This window comes from Haematobacter sp. (assembly GCF_032102465.1).
Lineage (GTDB): Bacteria > Pseudomonadota > Alphaproteobacteria > Rhodobacterales > Rhodobacteraceae > Haematobacter.
On sequence record NZ_DAMDHB010000049.1, the window covers coordinates 1 to 19831 of the forward strand.

The window sequence follows — 19831 nt, forward strand, 5'->3', positions numbered from 1 at the left end:
CGCTCGGATACAGGCGATCTTCACCTCAAACGACACGCCACTTGGGGAATGCAGGTTTATGGGATGAACTTCGCCAATATGCCTGAACTCGAGACTCGTTTCGGCTATTACGTCGTGCTGATCGTGATTGCCGCGGCCTTTACCTGCGCTTCAAGATCGCCCGATGGCTGTAGGAGGGGCACAGCGCGATTGCGGCCGGCGCTGTCACAAGCCTGTTGTGGCCCGTCGCCTAGATGAGGGCGACTCGGAGGTTCGCGATGTTTTCTCTGGCCAACAAGAAGGTTCTGGTTGTCGGCATCGCCAACCGCGATTCGATCGCCTGGGGCTGTGCCCGCGCCTTCCGCGCCCAGGGGGCGGACCTGGCCGTGACCTGGCTGAACGCCAAGGCCGAGCCCTTCGTCCGGCCCCTGGCCGAGGAACTGGAGGCCCAGATCGCCATGCCGCTCGATGTCGGCCAGCCCGGCCAGACCGAGGCGGTGTTCCAGGTCATTGCCGACCGCTGGGGGCGCCTCGACACGCTGCTGCATTCCATCGCCTTTTCGCCCAAGGCCGACCTGCACGGCCGGGTGGTCGATTGTTCCGCCGAAGGCTTCGGGCTGGCGATGGACATCTCGGTCCATTCCTTCCTGCGCATGATCCGGCTGGCCGAGCCGCTGATGGGCGCGGGCGGCTGCTGCCTGTCGGTGTCCTTCTTCGGTGCCTCGCGCGTGGTCAGCCATTACAACATGATGGGTCCGGTCAAGGCGGCGCTGGAAAGCGCCACGCGCTATGCCGCCGCGGAATTGGGCAACAAGGGCATCCGCGTGCACGCGCTGTCGCCGGGCCCCTTGGCAACGCGCGCCGCCTCGGGCATCGACCATTTCAATGAACTGCTGGACGCGGCCGCCCGACGCGCGCCCACGCACCAACTGGCCTCGATCGAGGATGTGGGGGCGATGGCCGCCTTCCTCGCCTCGGACGAGGCACGCAACCTGACCGGCGGTGTCCATGACATCGACGGCGGATTCTCGATCACTGCCTGAGGAGTGCCGGATCATGGCCAGTCTTTTCGAACTGTTCGACCCCAAGCTGCAACCCGCCATCCCGCGGGTTCAGGGCGATGCCATCGAGCGCCTGCAGGAAAACCTGGACGCCACCCGCGCCGAGGCCGAGGCCATGGCCCAGACCGGCAAGCTTCAGTCCACGGCGGTGTCGCGCCACAGCCAGCGGATCATGGAAACCCATTCGGAACGCACGCGCCGGCTGATGCAGGCGGGCCAGGCGCTGATCGAGGGGCTGACGCATTTTCAGGCCCAGGGCCGGCTGGCGACCGCCTTGCAGGAATATCAGCGCGACGCGGCCGAACGCGCGGTGCTGACCGCCGACACGCTGCGCAAGCGCGGCGACATCTTTCTGGAACACGAGGCGGCGAACTGCCCGCCGGTGCTGATCTATGACCATGAGCTGGTCATGGACGGGGCCGACATGGCCTATCCCTGCAACTACATGCTGCTGTGCATCCTGCCGCCCGAAGGCGTGACCATCGACGACAGCAAGCGGCCCTATGTGATCATCGACCCGCGCGCCGGTCACGGGCCCGGCATCGGCGGCTTCAAGACCGACAGCCAGGTCGGCGTCGCCATGCGCGCGGGCCATCCGGTCTATTTCGTGGCCTTCCGCTCGCGCCCCGAGCCGGGGCAATACCTGTCCTATGTCACCCGCGCCGAGGCCGCTTTCGTGCGCGAGGTGATGCGCCGCCACCCCGAGGCCCCGAACCCCGTCGTCACCGGCAATTGCCAGGGCGGCTGGGCCACGCTGCTGCTGGCTGCGATGAACACCGACCTGACCGGCCCGATCGTGGTGAACGGCGCCCCGGTCGCGCCCTGGTCGGGCAAGGTCGGGCAGGATCCGATGCGCTATAACGCGGGCGTCCTGGGCGGCACCTGGCTCACCATGTTCCTGTCCGACCTGGGCGGCGGCATCTTCGACGGCGCGCATCTGGTCCAGAACTTCGAGGCGCTGAACCCCGGCCGCACGCTGTTTCGCAAATATACCGACCTGTTCCGCGACATCGACAAGGGCGACAAGACGTTCCTGGAGTTCGAGAAGTGGTGGGGCGGCTTCTTCATGCTGACCGAGCCCGAGATCAAATGGATCGTCGAGCAGCTTTTCATCGGCAACCGCCTGTCCAAGAACGAGGCCCGGATCGAGCCGGGCCGCCCGGTCGATCTGAAGGCGATCCGCGCGCCGATCATCGTCTTCGCCAGCCATGGCGACAACATCACCCCGCCGCAGCAGGCCCTGAACTGGATCGCCGAGACCTATGCCGATGTGCAGGAAATCCGCATTCGCGGCCAGCGTATCGTCTATATGGTCCATGACCAGGTCGGCCATCTGGGCATCTTCGTGTCCTCGCAGATCGCGCGCCGGGAACATGCCGAGGTCGCCTCGACCCTGGAAACCATCGAGGCGCTGGCGCCCGGCCTTTACGAGATGCGCATCGAGGACGTGACCGAGCGCGACGGCAAGAAGATCTTCACCGTCAGCTTCGCCGAACGCAGCCTGGACGATATCCGCGCGCTGGATGACGGCTTTGCCGACGAACGCCCCTTCGCCGCCGTGGCCCGCGCGTCCGAGGTGCAGGCGCAGGTCTATGACGCGGTGCTGCGCCCCTGGGTCAAGGCCGCCGTCACCCCCACCGGGGCCGAGATCAGCCGCGCCCTGCATCCCAAGCGCGTGGAACGCGCGCTCGCATCGTCGCGCAACCCGGTGATGACCAAGGTCGCCAGGGCGGCGGAAACGGTGCGCGAAAACCGCCGCAAGGCCGCGCCCGACAACCCCTTCCTGGCCGCCGAGCAGCTTTGGGTGGACGGGGTCGAACAGGCGATCGACCTTTACCGCGACACCCGCGACATGGTCTATGAACTGGCCTTCTACAGCATGTGGTCGACGCCCTGGGCGCGGGTTTTCGGCCGCACCCACGAAGCGCGCCGCACGCTCAAGAACAACGACGAATTGCGGGGCCTGCCCGAGGTCGCCTCGGCGCTGTGCAACATCGACCGGGGCGGTTTTGCCGAGGCGGTGATCCGCATGCTGGTCATGCTGGCCGACAACCGCAAGGGCGTGCGCCGCGACCGGTTGGAGCGGTCGTCCCGTGTGCTGACCCAGGACGAGCCGTTCCGGTCGCTGGGCGGCGAGCGGCGCGCCCATATCATCCACGAGCAGACCCTGATCGCCACCTACGAGCCCGAGCAGGCGATGGACACGCTGCCGCAGTTGCTGGTCGATCCGGCCGAGCGCGAACTGGCGCTGAAAGTAGTCCGGTTCATTCCGGGCGCCGCCGACGAGATGTCGCCCGAGACGCTGCGGCTGCTGGAGCGCTTTCACCAGGTGCTGGACGTTCCCTATGTCCCGGGCGACCTGATCAGCGATCCGCTGGATCCGGAAGCCGCGCCCCAGCCCTCCGACGAACCGGCGCCGCGTCCCGCCCCCCGCCGCGCCGCTGCGGCGCGCGCCGCAGCCAAGGAGGCCGAGCCGCTGGCCGCGGAAACCGCGCATGGCAAGCAGGCCCCGGCAGGGACCGGCGACGATACCGCCGCCGCTGCCGGCCAGATGGACCGCTGAGATGCGTCTGGTCAACCTTACCCTTGACGAACTGGCCCTTGGCCAGACGGCCGAACTGCGCCGCCTGATCACGCCGGACGATCTTTACGTCTTTGCGGCGGCATCGGGGAACTACAACCCGATGCATCTGCCGTCCACCGATCTGGACGGCGACGGCCGACCCGAGGATACCGCGCCGGGCATGTTCGTCGCCTCGCTGATCTCGGCGGTGCTGGGCACGATGCTGCCCGGGCCGGGCACGCTCTATCGCCGGCAGGAACTGGATTTCCATGACCGCGCCCATGCCGGCGACGAATTGCTGTGCCGCGTGTCGGTCACCGGCAAGGCCGATGGCGTGGTCAGCCTGGAAACCCGCGTGACGCGGGTCACGGACGGCGCCCTGATCGTCAGCGGCGCGGCCCAGGTCATCGCGCCCACGCAAAAGTTCGACATCGACGACATCGAGGTGCCGGGCCTTGTCGTCCAGCGCCACCGCCATTTCGAGGCGCTGGTCGAACGCGCCCGCGCCCTGCCGCCGCTGCCGGTGGCGGTGGTCTGCCCCGACGACGCCAATTCGCTGGGCGGCGCGGTGCTGGCCGCGCGCGAGGGCATCGTCACCCCCATCCTGATCGGGCGCGCCGACGCGATCCGCGCGGCGGCGCAGGTGACCGGAGTCGACATCTCGGGCTTCGAGTTGATCGACGTGGCGGGCGACCAGGCCGCGGCCGCCACCGCCTGCGCACTGGTCCACGAGGGCCGCGCCAGGGCAGTGATGAAGGGGCACCTGCATACCGACGACCTGCTGAAGCCGATGCTGGACAAGGCCGCCGGCCTGCGCGTCGGCCGCCGCTTCACCCATGTCTTCGTGATGGACGTGCCCGGCCGGCCCGAGCCGGTCATGGTCACCGATGCCGCGATCAATATCGCGCCCGATCTGGTGACCAAGGTGGACATCACCCAGAACGCCATCGACCTGGCCCGCGCCATCGGTATGGAGCCGCGCGTGGGCGTTCTGTCGGCGGTCGAGACGGTGAACCCCGCGATCCAGTCCTCGATCGACGCGGCGCTGCTCTCGAAGATGGCGGAGCGCGGCCAGATCACCGGCGGGCTGGTCGACGGGCCGCTGGCGATGGACAATGCCGTCGATCCCAGCGCCGCGCGCACCAAGGGGCTGAAGGGCGGCGTCGCGGGCCTTGCCAACATCCTGGTCGTGCCCGGCATCGACGCCGGCAACATGCTGGCCAAGCAGCTGGCCTTCATCAGCCATGCCGAGGGCGCCGGGCTGGTCCTTGGCGCGCGGGTGCCGGTGATCCTGAACTCGCGCTCGGACAGCCCGATGTCGCGGTTGGCCTCCTGCGCGGTGGCGGCCCTGCACCACGCCCATGCAGAAGAACGCAAATGAGGGATTCCATGGACCAGAATGCCGGTTTCCTGGCGCTGAACGCGGGGTCGTCCTCGCTCAAGGTGGCGCTGTTCCCGGCCACGGGCGACGAGCCCCTGGTGACCGGACAGGCCGAACGCATCGGCCCCGAGGGCACGATGAAGCTCAGGGATGCCGAGGGCAATGCGCTGCCCCTGGTCGAGGGCGACCTGACCAGCCACGCAGGCGCGCTGGCCGTCGTGATCGCCACGGTCAAGCAGGCCTTTCCCGACCTGACCATGGCCGCCGTCGGCCACCGCGTCGTGCACGGCGGCCTGGACTTTTCGCAACCCGTGCTGGTCGATGAGAACATCCTGCGCAAGCTGTCCGAGCTTGAGCCGTTCGCGCCCCTGCACCAGCCCCACAACATCGCCGGGATCCGCGCCGCCATGGCGGCCTTCCCCGGCGTGCCGCAGGTCGCCTGCTTCGACACCGCATTCCATCGCGGCCAGCCGTTCGTGAACGACACTTTCGCGATCCCGCACCGCTATTACGAGGCGGGCGTGCGCCGCTATGGCTTCCACGGTCTCAGCTATGACTATGTGACGGGCGAGCTGGAACGCATCGCGCCGCATCTGATGGCGGGGCGCGTGGTCGTGGCGCATCTGGGCAATGGCGCGTCGATGTGCGCGATCTACAAAGGCAAGTCGGTCGCCTCGTCCATGGGTTTTTCTGCGCTGGACGGGCTGCCGATGGGCACGCGCTGCGGCCAGATCGACCCCGGCGTGCTGCTTTACATGCTGGACCGCGAGGGGATGGACACCGCCCAGATCCGGCAGGTTCTTTACAATGAATCCGGCCTGCTGGGTCTGTCGGGGGGACTGTCGAACGACATGCGCACGCTGGAGGCGGCCGACAACGCCGCCAGCCACCGCGCCATCGACTATTTCGTGTTCCGCGTGCAGCGCGAACTGGGCGCTCTGGCGGCGGTCATGGGCGGGGTCGATGCGCTGGTCTTTTGCGGCGGCATCGGCGAGAACAGCCGCGTCATCCGCCGCCGCGTCTGCGAACGACTGGGTTGGATGGGGATCGAGATCGACCACGGCCGCAACGCCGAGAACGCGACCATCCTGTCGTCCGAGTTCTCTCGCACCACGGTGATGATCGTGAACACGCGCGAGGATCTGGTCATCGCCCGCGCCGCCCGCGCCGCCGCCGGCATCACCGAAGGAACCCGGGCATGAAGGGCGCGCTGAAACCGGATGCCGCCGCCGAAATGATCCCTGATGGCGCCAGCCTGCTGATCGGCGGCTTCATGGCCGTCGGCACGCCCGAACGCCTGATCGATGCGCTGGTCACGCGCGGCGCGCGCGATCTGACCGTGATCGCCAATGACAGCGCCATGCCCGGCAAGGGGATCGGCAAGCTGATCTCGGCCGGGGCGGTCAGCCGTGTCGTCGCCTCGCATATCGGCCTGAACCCGGAAACCCAGGCCAAGATGATCTCGGGCGAGATCGAATGCGAACTGGTCCCGCAAGGCACGCTGGTCGAGCGGATCCGTGCCGGCGGCGTCGGTCTTGGCGGGGTGCTGACCCCGACCGGCATCGGCACCGAGGTCGAGGACGGCAAGCAGCGGATCGAGGTCGAGGGCCGGACCTTTCTGGTCGAACCGCCGATCAAGGCCGATTTCGCCCTGCTGGGTGCCTGGCAGGCCGATTATGTCGGCAATCTCTACTATCTGCTGACCGCCCGCAACTTCAATCCGGTGATGGCGCTGGCCGGGGGAACGGTGATCGCGGAACCGGATTCGATCGTGCCGGTGGGGGTGATCTCGCCCGATGTCGTGCATACGCCGGGCGCACTGGTCGATCACCTGCTGGTCCACGGCTGAGGGGGACAATCATGGACGCCAAGGAGTTGATCGCGCGTCGCGTCGCGCTGGAAATCAAGCCGGGGATGCTGGTCAACCTGGGGATCGGGCTGCCGAGCCTGGTGGCCAATTACGTCCCCGCCGAAGCCGGGGTCTATTTCCAGGCCGAGAACGGCATCATCGGTCTGGGCGCCCGTCCGCCCGAGGGGATGGAACATGCCGATCTGACCGATGCCGGCGGCGGTTTCGTGACCGCCGTTCCGGGCGCGGCCACCATCGACAGCGCCATCAGCTTCGGCCTGATCCGGGGCGGCCACCTGAACGTGACCGTCCTGGGCGGGTTGCAGGTCGATGAGCTGGGCCATCTGGCGAACTGGAAGGTGCCGGGCAAGATGGTGCCGGGCATGGGCGGCGCGATGGATCTGGTGACCGGCGCGCGCCGCGTCATCGTCGCCATGCAGCACGCCGCGCGCGGCCAGAGCAAGATCGTGCCGCGCTGCACCCTGCCGCTGACCGCGCAGCGCCGCGTCGATCTGGTCATCACCGAACTGGCCGTGATCCAGCCGACCGAAACGGGTCTGGTCCTGCGCGAGACCGCGCCCGGCATCACCGTCGATCAGGTGCTGGCGGCGACCGAGGCGAGCCTGGTCCTGGCCGACGACCTGACCGAAATGCAGATCGACTGAGGGAGGCATGTCATGAGCGAATTCCGCACCGCCATCGTCACCGGCTCGACCTCGGGGATCGGGCTGGCGATCGCCCGCGCGCTGGCCGAGGCCGGGCACGCGGTGATGCTGAACGGTCTGGGCGACCCGGCCGAGATCGAGACCCTGCGCGCGGACATCGAGGCCGATACCGGCGCCCCGGTCGCCTTCCACGGCGCCGACATGGCCGAGCCGGATCAGATCGCCGACCTCGTGGCCGCGACCGAAGCGCGCTTCGGGCAGATCGACATCATCGTCAACAACGCCGGCATCCAGACCGTGGCCCCCATCGAGGAGTTTCCGGTCGACCGCTACGCCCTGATCATGGCGATCAACATGTCGTCGGCCTGGCACCTGACGCGGCTGACCATGGCGGGGATGAAGGCGCGCGGCTGGGGCCGGATCGTCAATATCGCCTCGGCCCACGGGCTGGTCGCCTCGCCCTACAAGTCGGCCTATGTCATGGCCAAGCACGCCGTGGTCGGCCTGACCAAGACCGTGGCGCTGGAGGGCGCGGAACAGGGCGTGACGGCCAATGCGATCTGCCCTGGCTATGTGCTGACGCCGCTGGTGGAAAAGCAGATCCCCGAGACCGCCGCCGCGCGCGGCATCTCCGAGAACGAGGTGATCCGCGATGTGCTGCTGGCGGCGCAACCGACGCGGCGCTTCGTCCGGCCGGGCCAGATCGGCGCGCTGACCGCCTTCCTGTGCAGCCCGGCCGCCTCGGAAATCACGGGGGCCGCGATCCCCGTCGATGGCGGCTGGACCGCGCATTAGGCTGAGAGGAAAGACCATGAAGATCGAACGCATCGGCGTCATCGGCGCCGGCACCATGGGCAACGGCATCGCGCAATGCTTCGCCGCTGCGGGCTATCCGGTCGTGCTGGAAGACCTGTCGCCCGAAGCGCTGGACCGCGCGCGGGTCACGATGGAATCAAGCCTGGCGCGCCAGGTGCGCAAGGGCACGCTGGACCCCTCCGCCGCCGATACCACGCTGGCGCGGATCTCTCCGGTCACCGATATCGCCGCCATGGCCGACCGCGACCTGGTGGTCGAGGCCATCGTGGAAAAGCTGGAGATCAAGACCGCGGTTCTTAAGCAACTGGATGCCATCTGCCGCGCGGATGCGGTGCTGGCCTCGAACACCTCGTCCATCTCGCTGACCCAGCTTGCGGCCGGATCGAAGCACCCGGAACGGGTGATCGGGATGCATTTCTTCAACCCCGTGCCGGTGATGCAGCTGGTCGAGATCATCCGCGCCCTGCAAACCAGCGACGCCGTGGCCGAGGCGGTCAGCGCGGTGACGCGCGCCATCGGCAAGACGCCGCGCGTCAGCAAGGACAGCTACGGCTTCGTCGTCAACCGCCTGCTCGCGCCGCTGATCAACGAGGCGGTGAACTGCGTGCACGAGGGGCTGGCCACGCCCGAGGACATCGACAGCATGATGAAGCTGGGCGCCAACCATCCGATGGGACCGCTGGCGCTGGGCGACCTGATCGGGCTGGATATCGTGCTCGACATCATGGAAACGCTGTATGACGGGTTCGACGACCCGAAATACCGTCCCAGCCCGCTGCTGAAGCAGATGGTCCATGCGGGCTGGCTGGGGCGCAAGACCGGCAAGGGTTTCGCCGACTATACGGCCTGACGCGGGCGGGGACCGTGGGCAAGGCACGCTTTTCCGCCGCCGACGGCACGCGCCTGGCCTATCGCGACGATGGCAGGGGCAAGGTGCTGCTGGCGCTGGCCGGGCTGACGCGGGACGGGCGCGATTTCGACTATCTGGCGCGGCATCTGCCCGATGTGCGCCTGATCCGGCTGGACAGCCGCGGCCGGGGTGGCTCGGACCGGGCGGACCCCGAAACCTATACGGTGGCGCAAGAGGCGCGCGACGCGCTGGCGTTGCTGGATCATCTGAGGATCGGGCGGGCGGCGGTGATCGGCTCGTCGCGCGGCGGCCTTCTGGGCATGAGCATGGTGGCGCTGGCGCCCGAGCGGGTGGCGGGCCTTTGCTTCAACGATGTCGGCCCGGTGCTTCAGCGCGACGGGCTGATGCGGATCGGCACCTATATGGGCGTCAAGCCCGCCGTCGCGACCCTGGCCGAGGCCGCCGACCGGATGGCCGCCGCCAATCCGGGCTTCCAGAACGTCCCGCCCCTGCGATGGGAGGAGGAGGCGGTCCGGCACTACGTCCAGACGCCGGATGGGCTGGCCCTGCCCTATGACCCGGCCCTGCGCATCGGCTTCGACCGCGCCATGACGGCGCCGCTGCCCGAACTGTGGCCGCTGTTCGACGCCTGCGCGGGGATTCCGCTGGCGCTGATCCGGGGCGCCAATTCAGACGTGCTGGCGCGGGCCACGGCGGATGCGATGCAGGCCCGCCGCCCGGACCTGATCCGTGCCGAATTGCCCGGCCGCGGCCATGTCCCCTTCCTCGACGAACCCGAAGCCTTGGCCGCCATCCGCCGCTGGCTGGCGCTGTGCCGCACGGACTGAGGGCGTACCCAGCAGCTCTATGCGGCTCCGAAGACAACGCGTGGTCATCCGGCGCTTTCATGACCAAGATGCTCTGAATGTCTGTCAAAAGCAGGCAAAGGCCGCCGGTCTCAGCGAATCCGCCCTTAAAGGTGGGGCTGATCCGTTCAGGGGTGTCGTCTGCCCCTTGGTCTCCGATCTGCGCTCCGCAACGCTTGCAGATTTTGAGGCATTCCGCGTCTGCTCCAAAGGCTACGTCCTGTAAGGGATCGCCACAATTCTGGCCGAGGATATTCCAGTGATCGCACTCGGAATCTTTATCTGCATCTGGCTGACGTCTAGAAAAAGCATGAGGTATGCGACAACAGCCCGCAAGCGAAAGACAGTGAACGCGCTCGCAAATTGGCTCATGAAGTGGAGTGATGACTGTGCAGACAACCAAATATAACATTGCCGAACACCTGACGGCACCTGATTTTCAGGCTGATTATCCGGCCGAAGCGTTTGAAACCGGCGATGACTGCCTGATCCGTAGAGCCCTTGGTGTGGAATTGACGGTGAAACTGAAAACCCCAGGGGCTGCATGATGAATACCGCCGAATACCCTTTAACCTTTCGCGCCGTTATGTTCGGAATTTTTTTCGTATCTATGTCGAGCATTTTGCTGATGATTGGCGGTAGCACACCTTCGCTGTGGTTCCTTGGGCTATGGGGCTTCGCCGGTTGCTATATGTCCGTGATTGTTTACTTCCGAAGATATGCCACGGTGCTTGTCGCCCTCTGGGCGGCAGTGACCTTATATGCTGTGGCTAACATCGACGCAGAAACGTCATTGATTAATCCTGCGGAAATGCGGACGCTCTATTTGTCCAGCGCGGTCTTTATGGTTCCTATCTTTGCAGTAATTGGTTACGCCCAACTAAAGGGGTATGGTAAAGATACCTTTTTTGGCCGCGACCATTTTCAATGGAATGACGCAGCAATGTTTCTGGCGTTGTGCGCCTTGTTGATTGTGATTGCTTCAGGCGTGTTGTAGTTTTGACAATCCGTCAGAACGAAAAGGCAATTCTAGATTATCAGGGCGCCTCCATTGTATCATTGGGTCTAGGGCTGTTGCGCTGGACCGCCCGCCGCAAGGGACCGCGCTCTAGGCTGTGGCCGGCTACACCGGCCTGGCCGCCGTGCCTATACCCCTGCCCCTCCTTTGCACTTTTTTTCGCGCGACCAACCGCCGATATAAGGACCGCTCTTGCGTCCTCAAATACGACGCCCTTGATCTGTGGGTGCTTGGACGCCTGCTGTTCTTGCATTGCTGTGCCCCTCCATCACCATTCACCGATCCCCGACCACGCGAGATTCAGAATCTGTCTCGCAGCGTCCGTCCTCGCCGGGTCATCGCGATACCAAGCCGCATAGGCGCCGGTCATGGCGTTGACGCCGCCTAGCTCGTGAAGGTGCTTGCCAGCCTGAACCAGTGCCCGCCGCGCAACGGGATCACAATCCGCGTAGGCCGCACCATCAGAACACGCGGCCTCCACTGCCTCAAAAGCACCCTGCGCCGCCATCATGGCAGCAAAAATCACCTGATACTGGTCATGGCGCGGTTTCGGAGCGGAGCGTCCGGTCAGAACGAAGGCCGCATCCGCCCCCGTCATGTCGATGATGGCAGCCACATGTTCAGCCTTCGGGCTGCGCTCCAAGTTGAAGTAGCGATAGATCGTGTGCTTGTGGACGCCCAACAAGTCGCTCGCCTCTTCCGCCGAAATCCCGGCCTGTTTCAACACCAGTTGCAGGCGCGCGCCGATCGTCAGATAGCCGCGCGCGTTGTCGATGACCTTGCGGGGCGCGGGCGCGTTTCCGGTCCTCAAGGTCAGAGGAAGCCCAGTTTGCGCGGTGATGATATGTTGCCGCTCCGGCATTTCCTGAACCTCCTGAATTATCCGATTGGGTGATTTTGACTACCGTTCGGCCAGCTTATGGCCCAACGGCTCCGGCTGAGCTCGCTCGCGCCAGTAATGATCCTCTGCCCAAAGAACCGCCTCGGCGATGATCACTTCGATAGGGCGCTCGATGCGACCAATCCCGTTGCACTGATTGCAGGCCACGGACTGATCCATGGCGCGGGCGGCGCGCAGCTCGTTCCGGCGCAACGCGCAGGCAGGACAATCCTCGCCATTCCCGGTCAGGAACATATCTGGCAACGTTCAGCCTCCAATCTCCGGCTCGGCCAGAATTCGGACCAGATGCAGATACTCTGCCGCCTTGAAGGCCAGAACGAGGCTTGCTTCGACATCACCTGCAAGTCTTGCGCGCTCCGCCGCCTGCGTCAGCTCGGCCACGATGTCCAGCCTCTCCATGCCCTGTCTTCTCGATTAAGCGTCAAGTATCCATTTCATCGCCGTATTGTGCAAGACGACCTTCGCGCGCCATCAAATCCTCACCGTTTTCCGCGTCGGCCATGGTTTGCAGATAGGCGGTGATACCTGCGCTATGGTCGGGCTGGATCGTGGCGATATAGCCCAGCAGGTGAATGATCATTGCGTCGTCGTTCCAGCCTTGGGCCGCGATGATCGTCTGGATCGTCTTGGGAAAATATCGCATTTATATGATCGTGTGTCGAGAACTTGGGTGAATGCAGCAACGCGGGAACCGCGAGGTCAGTGATCCCAGTGGTCACGGTCGTAGCGGCGGCCGAGAATGGTGATCCGGCCCTTGGCGTCGATGGGCACGAAGGACTCGTGGCAGAGATTACCGTCGTGGCCGATGCGGTAGACCGTGCAGGTTTTGTCGTCGGAGCAGAACCATGGCACCTGAAACATCCAGTTGCCCTCTCCGCCTTCCCGACATTGGTAGTAGCCATGAAAGTTGCGGCACTGGTAGTTGCCTGCGGTCCAGACCGCGCCGTGCTGGCAGCGGTCCACGGGAAAGAGGTCGTCTTGCAGAGGCATAGGCAGTCCTTTCAGAGCGTGACGCCGGGGCGCAGGTTGTCGTCGCGGTCGAGCCAGCCGCGCGCTCGGGCGCAGGGGATGCAGATGCAGGTTCCCCTGCCGTCCAGCGCGACCGGTGCGAGATAGATGATCGGGTTTTCGGCGCCGCATTTCCGGCAGGTCAAACCCGGGAGGTGCGGCGGTGCACCTGTTGCTTTAGCGGCGAACATTACGGCGCTACCGTCATCAGCTTGGGGCATGATTTTCTCCTTGGGGTGGGCGAACGCCGCCAGCCCGGTAAAACGGGAGGGCGATAGCGGCGAAGAAGGGGGGGGGAGGGTCAGATGATCCCGGCAGCTTCCATAAAAGCGCTGCGCAGGTGATCGAGCGGGTGATCGTCGGCAACTGGGCCATAGGCCTCGGGGGCGTCGGGAGCGCCTTCCGGATGTTCCAAGTCAATATGGTCCCAGACCAGTTCCCCCAGCCGGTCAGCAAAGGCTTCGGGCTGATCGGCGCGGGCGTCAAATTCAGCATCGACATAGCACAGGTAGCAAGGCAGGCCCGCGGCCTGAGACGTCATGTACCGTTCATACGCAGCCACTCCGGCAAGCTCCGGCTCTGGGCAGGCTTCGAAGGTCGTAATAATGGTCCCTTCTGCATCTACCCCGGCCACGATCCAAATGACGTTGGGAGATGAAGGCAAGGCTGGTGCGCCCTCTAGGGTCGGCATCAGCTTCACCGCCTCTATGGGAATGAGGGAAGAGTTGAACATTGGGAAACTCCTCTATCTGGAGCAAGGCGAGGTCCGCGCCTTCTGCCTCCTACTATAGCAAAACTGATAGAAACCCCCTACTGAAAACCATTTTAACTAACTGATATTATTAATTTAATCATCTTTCCGGCAAGCTGTTCCTGATAATACTCGGATTGGTGTTTCGCACTCTTTCAGCGGCTGATGGGAAGGGGAGCGCTATGAGTGCTGGCTCCGCTTTATTGAAGCGGAGCCTCGGCTTTAGCGTGTCATGCAGCTAGGGCATGTGTGCTGTAAGGATAGAAGTCGATCAGGTCAAAAGTAACGCTATCCTCTCTCTGTCTGGCGAGCGCCTTGACCAGCGCCACAGCTTCCGCGCCGCCCGAGGGCGCGACCTCGATCCAGTAGCAGTCCAGCACGTCGGCGCCTTCCCGCTCCTGCCAGCCGGTATAAGCGGCCATGGTGCCACGATAGCGCCGCCCGTCATGTTCGAAATGAAAGGCTACGTCCCGACCCGTTCTTGCAGGGCTGGTACTATTGGGATGAGGAGGATGGCGGTATCACGCCGCAAATGGGCAAGCCACAGCCTGAACTTCAACGGACACTGTTCTGATTAAAGGATACGAAATATTGCGACGAACTAACATTTGAGCATTAGCGAGGTGTTCATTCTCTCGCCAATCAGCTCGAACACCGATCTCGGCCTTCCTCATCGAAAATGGCGGATGGATGCAATCGAAGCGCTCGTGAGGAGCGAGACACTGGAAATCTCGAATGAGCGCAGATCGCTTGAATGCCGTTTCCTGCTCTTTCGGCGTAAGCATCCGGCCGTCCCGTATTGCCAGACCAATTTCACTGAACTGTACATCGTCCAGCGTGCGCTCTCTGACCGGGACGTGGAGCTGCTGTAGGGCAGGGACCGGGCGGCGCTAGCAGCGTGCCGGTCACGGCATGAGGGCTGGCGGGGTGATCTGATCGCGCGGGTGGATGAGGGGTGCAGCTAGTCAGCGCGGCTACTGGTCACGCTCTCCTCCACATTTCCGCGACCCGAATTATGCTCGTCAACTCGGACCCTGCTGCAACCGATAGATAGGCATCAACCTGCGCGCGCTGCTCGTCGTCTGCCGCGCGAGCGATATCCAACTGGCGACACAGATCCTCCACTTCAGATACCTGAGTGGCTGCCGGTAGAGTCCAGATATGCAGGTCGCGGTTCCACACCGCTGAGGACTGGATCAGGGCTTCGATGCGCCGCGGCGATGGTCGCGCGAAAATCCTCCAGTCCGCACCCACACGCAGGGCTACGGCGTCGTTGCCGTGGTAGGAGGGAGTAGGGTCGCTATAGGTTGTACGTCTCACAATCCGCCCCAGATAAACTCCCCGCTCGAAATTGAACTCCTCGGTGGTCCAGCGGACCATCGCGGGCGCAGACCGCGAATGCCCGGTGATCTCGAAACCGGCAGGCAGGGCATCTGGCGTCCACATCTGGCCGTAATTGTCGAGGATCAACCCACGTGACAGTGCCTCGCGCAGCGCTGATGCAGAAGCCCGCCAGCCGCCCCGTATCAGCCCCTGATCTGCAAACCGTCGTGCGGCTGATTCTAAGGCTTCAATGCCAGGCCGACGGGTGATTTCGATCCGAATGTCCGCAGGCCAGCACATCAGATGCTCATGCGAGAATGCAGATATCGGCAGGCCGGTCGCGCGAACCGTAACACGCAACGCGTAGGCAATTGCGCCAGCAATTGCGGCAGCCAGCAGGTTGTTCTCGATCCAAGCTGCGGCCCTGTCGCTGCGGAGGCCGGACGGGAGCACCGGCTCCCAGCAATCCGCCGTCGCAGATATCCAGTCATTGGAGACTGCCAAACCCGATATCAACGCTCGTTCCTCCCCGGCCAATCAGGCGGTCGATAGCCCTCAGAATACGCCCGGATCAGCCGCTCCATCCGTACCGCAGGCCGTCGGAATGTGCTGGCGGTCTCGCTGATCTCCATCCTCCGAACGGTCTGAGGATCGGTTTCCAGCAGGGCGGCAAATTGGGCGACGGTCAGCCCGAGTTTTTCTCGGGCTGATTTGATCTCAGAGGGTGTCATGTCCGCTTCCTCATGCAAGGACCACATTGTGAGGGCGCGCGGACAGGATCGTCTCTGCCAGATAAACACGAGCGGCAGGAGATGTTTCGCCAACCTCGATAACGGACATCACATAGTGAGCGAAGTAGGCGTTGGCGTCCTGCCACGCACCTTCCGCCGTATAGAATGCGGTTTTCGGATCGGGTGCATCGACACGGCTGATGTAACGCGCCTCTTTCTTCTTCATCCAGTCGAGCAGCGTGTCGGTATCGAGGACGGCCCGGCCCATCTCGTCCTCGACGGCGGTGACAGGCAGTGACTCAACTATTTCAAATAGAACGGTCCTGGAAATCGCACCGATGGCGCGGCGGGCGGCCGAAATGGTATCTGCGGCATCCGCTTCAATGCGATCACCTTCGTCACCGCCTATGGAGATACCGGCAGCGCGGGATGCCTCGGCTGCCACGATGCTGTTCACGAGGGTGCGGGCGATCTCGATGGAACTCATATCCGTTCTCCTGTTTTGGCGGGGTCGTGATGCCCCTTCGGATAAGTAGATTATGGGCATTTGCCCACATTCGATCAAGAGAGATCACTACGTCCCCTGACGTTTTGTTGGCCATCCTGCATATCAGGTCCGTGCGATTGATATTGACGAGACCTGTGCCCGCAAAAGGACGTGCAGAAACACCAATGTTCTACGAATGTTCTTACATGGGCATTCCAACGGATAATGGCCTCCGCGAACGAAGCGGCCCGCTAAGGCTTGCAGCATACCGAGTTCTAGACCGCGCTATCCTGCCGGGTATGGATCCAGAGGCATCCACAACAATAAGGCCTCCTATAAGGAAGGATTCACAGCATGACACCAAGACGTTCATTAGCGAAACCCCGCCCTCCACCTCCCATCAACCATGAATAACGGATAGCCATATTAAGGATCAAATATTAAATGATGCGATATGGTGTCATTTATTATTAGGAATAGATTTTTACCGTGTTAACATTCAATGGCAAATAGAATTCCGCTATTGGAGGCTGAGATGGCTGCAAAACTTTCAGACCTGACCGATATGCTTTATCGGCAGCTCAACAAGCTGGGTTCAGAAGATTTTTCTCCTGAACAGCTTCAGCAGGAGATTAGCCGTACTGAAGCTATTGTTGAGGTGAGTGATCAGATCATCAAGGTCGCAACCACTCAGATTGCTGCGGCAAAATTGTTTGCTGAACATGGAGGTTCTGTGTTGACCTTGCTGCCGGTGATCGGGAACGCCAAGGCTGAGGATAGTTCGAAATGAGCCGGGGAAAATGGATCACTTACAGCCCCGATGAGTTGTCTTTTCTTCAAGAGAACAAGGAAATGCCGCGTCGGGCACTCCATGACGTTTTTTGCAAAAAATACAGCCGGAATGATGTGTCCGTAGATGCCATCAAGTCGCTCATGACAAGGATGGGCTGGAATACAGGTCGCGACGGGCGCTTCGCAAAGGGTAGTGTTGCACCTAACAAGGGTAAAAAAATGCCCTTCAACATCAACTCTGCAAGAACGCAATTCAAAGCGGGCAACAGGCCGCATACATGGCGAGGTGCAGGCCATGAGTCAGTCGATCAGGATGGGTATGTATGGCTCATCGTGAATGAGACCAATCCATATACCGGCGCTCCGACAAGACGGGTGATGAAGCACAAGTGGCTATGGGAACAAGAGAATGGCCCCGTGCCGAAAGGCCATGTTCTGAAAAGCGTTGACGGAAACAGGCAGAATACCGATCCGACAAATTGGGCTGCTGTCAGCCGGTCCTTGCTGCCTCGCCTGAACGGACGGTTCGGACGTGGATACGACTCCGCTGACGATGAAATCAAACCTGTCATTCTGGCTGCGTGCAAAGTTGCTCAAACGGTTTTCGAACTCAGAAACCCGCGCAAGCGACGTGGCGGTACCACCCAGACCCCCAACGTCCATCAGCCTCACTCGGGTCAGCAGCGCGGCCCGTGAGCTGCCCCGCACGATGCTGGTCAGCATCGCCAAGCGCCTCCAGCAATCCGACAATACCCCGCCAGCGGAAGCGCCGGCGGGGCCGGGCCAGTAGCGGAGCAACCAGCGCCGCGGAAAGAGGTGAGAAAATGAGCGAAGAATGGAAGCACAAGCGCATAGCGGAAGCATGGGCGCTGGTGCGGAAGGGCGGACTGTCCAGCAAGATTGGCCGCGCCTTCCTGCACCAACACGGCGTCATCGGATGATGACGCGCAGCGTCCCCCGAGGGGGGCGCTGCACCACCCTGCAAAGGGATCGGACCAAAATCAACCCACCAGAGGAAACGGACATGAAAAAGCACCACGTCGCGCTTTTTGGCGGAAATATCATCGGGCAAGCCACAAGCCGCGAAAGGGCGATCAGAATCGCCAGCCCGAACGGAAAGCCGCATAATGTTGATTTCTACGACGCAGAGGACGGCCCCGGCGTCAAAGGCTACGAGCCGGATGGAAAGGGTGTCTGGATCATAGACCCCGCCTGACCCCCACCAGCGCAAAGCCACACCGAAAGGAAACCCCATGGCCAGAAGCTCCCTCGAACTCTACCGCGAAGCCGAGCAGGCACGCTTTTCCCGGTCATGGGAGAGGGCTCATGACCTGCTCACGCAGGCGGACGAGCGATACCAGACGGAAAGACACGCCCCATGGTTTCAGGTGGCGATCCGCGATTTCAGAACCCGGATAGAGCAGCAGATGGCTTTTGACGAAGCGCTGGCGCAATTCGACCGCGCCACGGACATCCGCGACGACGATGACCCCGACGCCGCGATCCGAGAAGGCTCGCGGCACCTCGGTGCGCTGATCGAAAACGCAGGCTGCGGGATGGCCGACAACAACACGGTAATCGTCATCGCCCGGCTGGAGCAGATGGACGCCCTGCGCGCACGCTAACACCACACCACCAGCGCAAGCGGTGGGGTTAAGCCAGTAGGAGGCCCGAAATGGATCACGGGCCAAAAATGGGAGACAGAGAAAATGACCGCGACCAAAATCTACACCGACGAATTCGGCATCAAGCACACCATGCTCGCCAATCCGAATGAAGGAAAACTTCGGAAAATTTCCGTGACGAGAATGCGGGACGGCTTTCGCCAAGAAAGCACCCACATCAACGTCAGGGTCACGCGAGATGGCCGGGTTTGGAACGCAGAGCCCGACGACTGGCCCGTAACGCTGAGGCATACGAGCTGGATGCCAAACGCTGGGGAGAAGGTGACACGCAGACCGACTACATAGGGAATTTTCTTGCAGACCCAGGCGAGTTTGAGCGCTGCCAGATTGCCCCCCAAGTGATGTCTTAACCCCCACCGGAGGAAACGACCATGCTGAAAGCCAGCTTTGCATTCCTGAAGATCGAGAATGGAATTCTCTACCTGCAAGACCTCGACCGCGGGCGCAGCATGACCAACGACGCAGAGGCGGTCGTGGAATGGGCCATGCAGCGCTACCCGAAGGCCCGCATCGCCTACCAAGACACCGCCGGCGACTGGGGCGAGATGCTCCATGACGGCGCACAGTTTCGGGGCTTTGCCCCTTTCCCGCGCTGACCCCACCAGCAGGTAACCCTACCTAGACTTGCCGAGCGAGGATTGCGCTACATCGCGCCGCAGCAGGTCAACGGCAAATACTGGGTCGCCTGCGAGCGGCTGTCATTCCCCGGCAGCATGGTCGGCGGACGCATGGGCGACTACCTGGGCCACGCCTTTCGCTACTGCTACCCGGACATGCCGTCCGCACTGATTGCGATGGCTGAATGGCTGGAGCGCAGCTGCGAAGGGGAGCCGGTAGGCTGGCAGAAGCGCCGGACCCTCCCTGCACGGATCGAACCCGCCGGATAGGCTGGAGCGCCTGACACCCACACCAGCGGAAAAGAAGAACCCCACCAGCGCAGGCCGGTGGGGGTTCTTCAGTTTTCCCGCCGCGGGGCATAGTGTCGATGCTTAACAGGCTGCTGAAGAAGTTATGAAGTTTCATGCCTGGACCTGGAAATCCAAAAATCGACCCCGGTACGCACCGAAATCTCTGGATTTCGGGCTGGCTTTCGTCAGATGGCGAA

31 protein-coding genes are annotated in these 19831 nt (G+C 63.1%); 20 read left to right on the forward strand and 11 right to left on the reverse strand.

What is annotated here, in order from left to right; genetic code table 11:
* From RT513_RS18865 to RT513_RS18920, 12 genes are all read left to right on the forward strand, one after another.
* Positions 1–237 (forward strand): CorA family divalent cation transporter (locus RT513_RS18865; protein ID WP_276862324.1); only part of this gene is annotated, 237 nt, incomplete at its 5' end.
* Between the two features lie 20 nt (positions 238–257).
* The gene (gene fabI / locus RT513_RS18870; RefSeq protein ID WP_276862323.1) at positions 258–1022 is read left to right on the forward strand and encodes an enoyl-ACP reductase FabI; all 765 of its coding nucleotides are present in this window, start codon (positions 258–260) and stop codon (positions 1020–1022) included.
* A gap of 13 nt (positions 1023–1035) precedes the next feature.
* Complete coding sequence (locus tag RT513_RS18875; protein WP_276862321.1) at positions 1036–3603, forward strand: DUF3141 domain-containing protein; 2568 nt, start codon at positions 1036–1038, stop codon at positions 3601–3603.
* A 1-nt stretch (position 3604) separates the two neighbouring features.
* Positions 3605–4984, forward strand: coding sequence for a bifunctional enoyl-CoA hydratase/phosphate acetyltransferase (locus RT513_RS18880; RefSeq protein WP_276862320.1), 1380 nt, complete (start codon positions 3605–3607; stop codon positions 4982–4984).
* A gap of 8 nt (positions 4985–4992) precedes the next feature.
* Positions 4993–6186: an acetate/propionate family kinase gene (locus RT513_RS18885; RefSeq protein WP_276862319.1), complete on the forward strand. Its 1194-nt coding sequence runs from the start codon at positions 4993–4995 to the stop codon at positions 6184–6186.
* A complete protein-coding gene (locus RT513_RS18890; RefSeq protein ID WP_275105326.1) occupies positions 6183–6833 on the forward strand; it encodes a CoA transferase subunit A in 651 nt (216 codons plus the stop codon). The genes RT513_RS18885 and RT513_RS18890 overlap by 4 nt, the downstream gene beginning before the upstream one ends.
* A gap of 11 nt (positions 6834–6844) precedes the next feature.
* Positions 6845–7498: a 3-oxoacid CoA-transferase subunit B gene (locus tag RT513_RS18895; protein ID WP_276862315.1), complete on the forward strand. Its 654-nt coding sequence runs from the start codon at positions 6845–6847 to the stop codon at positions 7496–7498.
* 12 nt (positions 7499–7510) lie between these two features.
* Positions 7511–8293 carry a 3-hydroxybutyrate dehydrogenase gene (locus RT513_RS18900; RefSeq protein ID WP_276862314.1) on the forward strand — a complete coding sequence of 261 codons (783 nt, stop codon included), beginning with the start codon at positions 7511–7513 and terminating at the stop codon, positions 8291–8293.
* Positions 8294–8309: 16 nt separating this feature from the next.
* The gene (locus tag RT513_RS18905) at positions 8310–9164 is read left to right on the forward strand and encodes a 3-hydroxyacyl-CoA dehydrogenase family protein (RefSeq protein WP_290687600.1); all 855 of its coding nucleotides are present in this window, start codon (positions 8310–8312) and stop codon (positions 9162–9164) included.
* Positions 9165–9178: 14 nt separating this feature from the next.
* The gene (locus RT513_RS18910; protein ID WP_276862311.1) at positions 9179–10012 is read left to right on the forward strand and encodes an alpha/beta fold hydrolase; all 834 of its coding nucleotides are present in this window, start codon (positions 9179–9181) and stop codon (positions 10010–10012) included.
* A gap of 401 nt (positions 10013–10413) precedes the next feature.
* Complete coding sequence (locus RT513_RS18915) at positions 10414–10578, forward strand: hypothetical protein (RefSeq protein ID WP_276862309.1); 165 nt, start codon at positions 10414–10416, stop codon at positions 10576–10578.
* Positions 10575–11027, forward strand: a complete 453-nt coding sequence (locus RT513_RS18920) for a hypothetical protein (RefSeq protein WP_313534282.1) — start codon at positions 10575–10577, stop codon at positions 11025–11027. The genes RT513_RS18915 and RT513_RS18920 overlap by 4 nt, the downstream gene beginning before the upstream one ends.
* Before the next feature lie 289 nt (positions 11028–11316).
* Here RT513_RS18920 and RT513_RS18925 read toward each other — a convergent pair whose 3' ends face one another.
* The 8 genes from RT513_RS18925 to RT513_RS18960 form a co-directional block, all read right to left on the reverse strand.
* Positions 11317–11823, reverse strand: a complete 507-nt coding sequence (locus RT513_RS18925) for a helix-turn-helix domain-containing protein (RefSeq protein ID WP_409518431.1) — start codon at positions 11821–11823, stop codon at positions 11317–11319.
* 126 nt (positions 11824–11949) lie between these two features.
* Positions 11950–12192 carry a hypothetical protein gene (locus RT513_RS18930; protein WP_276862304.1) on the reverse strand — a complete coding sequence of 81 codons (243 nt, stop codon included), beginning with the start codon at positions 12190–12192 and terminating at the stop codon, positions 11950–11952.
* Between the two features lie 3 nt (positions 12193–12195).
* Positions 12196–12348: a hypothetical protein gene (locus tag RT513_RS18935; protein ID WP_276862302.1), complete on the reverse strand. Its 153-nt coding sequence runs from the start codon at positions 12346–12348 to the stop codon at positions 12196–12198.
* A gap of 22 nt (positions 12349–12370) precedes the next feature.
* Complete coding sequence (locus tag RT513_RS18940) at positions 12371–12592, reverse strand: hypothetical protein (protein ID WP_276862300.1); 222 nt, start codon at positions 12590–12592, stop codon at positions 12371–12373.
* A 56-nt stretch (positions 12593–12648) separates the two neighbouring features.
* On the reverse strand, positions 12649–12939 hold the full coding sequence (locus RT513_RS18945; RefSeq protein ID WP_276862298.1) for a hypothetical protein: 291 nt from the start codon (positions 12937–12939) through the stop codon (positions 12649–12651).
* A gap of 11 nt (positions 12940–12950) precedes the next feature.
* Positions 12951–13178, reverse strand: a complete 228-nt coding sequence (locus RT513_RS18950; RefSeq protein ID WP_276862297.1) for a hypothetical protein — start codon at positions 13176–13178, stop codon at positions 12951–12953.
* Positions 13179–13258: 80 nt separating this feature from the next.
* On the reverse strand, positions 13259–13690 hold the full coding sequence (locus RT513_RS18955; RefSeq protein WP_276862296.1) for a hypothetical protein: 432 nt from the start codon (positions 13688–13690) through the stop codon (positions 13259–13261).
* Positions 13691–13938: 248 nt separating this feature from the next.
* Positions 13939–14130, reverse strand: coding sequence for a hypothetical protein (locus RT513_RS18960; RefSeq protein ID WP_276862294.1), 192 nt, complete (start codon positions 14128–14130; stop codon positions 13939–13941).
* A gap of 264 nt (positions 14131–14394) precedes the next feature.
* Between RT513_RS18960 and RT513_RS18965 the strand changes: the two genes are divergently transcribed.
* Entirely contained in the window at positions 14395–14580 is a 186-nt protein-coding gene (locus RT513_RS18965) for a hypothetical protein (RefSeq protein ID WP_313534284.1), read from the forward strand.
* A 109-nt stretch (positions 14581–14689) separates the two neighbouring features.
* On the opposite strand, the gene RT513_RS18970 is transcribed toward RT513_RS18965, so the two are convergent.
* From RT513_RS18970 to RT513_RS18980, 3 genes are read right to left on the reverse strand one after another with little or no spacing between them, the layout of a single operon-like run.
* A complete protein-coding gene (locus RT513_RS18970; protein WP_290687610.1) occupies positions 14690–15535 on the reverse strand; it encodes a hypothetical protein in 846 nt (281 codons plus the stop codon).
* Positions 15536–15543: 8 nt separating this feature from the next.
* Positions 15544–15762, reverse strand: coding sequence for a helix-turn-helix domain-containing protein (locus RT513_RS18975; RefSeq protein WP_290687612.1), 219 nt, complete (start codon positions 15760–15762; stop codon positions 15544–15546).
* A gap of 10 nt (positions 15763–15772) precedes the next feature.
* Entirely contained in the window at positions 15773–16249 is a 477-nt protein-coding gene (locus RT513_RS18980) for a hypothetical protein (RefSeq protein ID WP_290687614.1), read from the reverse strand.
* A 535-nt stretch (positions 16250–16784) separates the two neighbouring features.
* On the opposite strand from RT513_RS18980, the gene RT513_RS18985 reads away from it, so the two are divergent.
* The 7 genes from RT513_RS18985 to RT513_RS19015 all read left to right on the forward strand — a co-directional run bounded on the left by RT513_RS18985 (position 16785) and on the right by RT513_RS19015 (position 19613).
* Positions 16785–17039 (forward strand): hypothetical protein, encoded by a 255-nt coding sequence (locus RT513_RS18985; RefSeq protein ID WP_290687616.1) that lies wholly within the window; start codon positions 16785–16787, stop codon positions 17037–17039.
* Entirely contained in the window at positions 17036–17737 is a 702-nt protein-coding gene (locus RT513_RS18990; protein ID WP_290687618.1) for an HNH endonuclease signature motif containing protein, read from the forward strand. The genes RT513_RS18985 and RT513_RS18990 overlap by 4 nt, the downstream gene beginning before the upstream one ends.
* A 328-nt stretch (positions 17738–18065) precedes the next feature.
* On the forward strand, positions 18066–18257 hold the full coding sequence (locus RT513_RS18995) for a hypothetical protein (RefSeq protein ID WP_290687620.1): 192 nt from the start codon (positions 18066–18068) through the stop codon (positions 18255–18257).
* A 37-nt stretch (positions 18258–18294) separates the two neighbouring features.
* The gene (locus tag RT513_RS19000; RefSeq protein ID WP_290687622.1) at positions 18295–18666 is read left to right on the forward strand and encodes a hypothetical protein; all 372 of its coding nucleotides are present in this window, start codon (positions 18295–18297) and stop codon (positions 18664–18666) included.
* 84 nt (positions 18667–18750) lie between these two features.
* Complete coding sequence (locus tag RT513_RS19005) at positions 18751–19011, forward strand: hypothetical protein (RefSeq protein ID WP_290687624.1); 261 nt, start codon at positions 18751–18753, stop codon at positions 19009–19011.
* A gap of 86 nt (positions 19012–19097) precedes the next feature.
* The gene (locus tag RT513_RS19010; protein WP_290687626.1) at positions 19098–19322 is read left to right on the forward strand and encodes a hypothetical protein; all 225 of its coding nucleotides are present in this window, start codon (positions 19098–19100) and stop codon (positions 19320–19322) included.
* Positions 19323–19364: 42 nt separating this feature from the next.
* Positions 19365–19613 carry a hypothetical protein gene (locus tag RT513_RS19015; protein WP_290687628.1) on the forward strand — a complete coding sequence of 83 codons (249 nt, stop codon included), beginning with the start codon at positions 19365–19367 and terminating at the stop codon, positions 19611–19613.
* Positions 19614–19831: the final 218 nt, after the last annotated feature.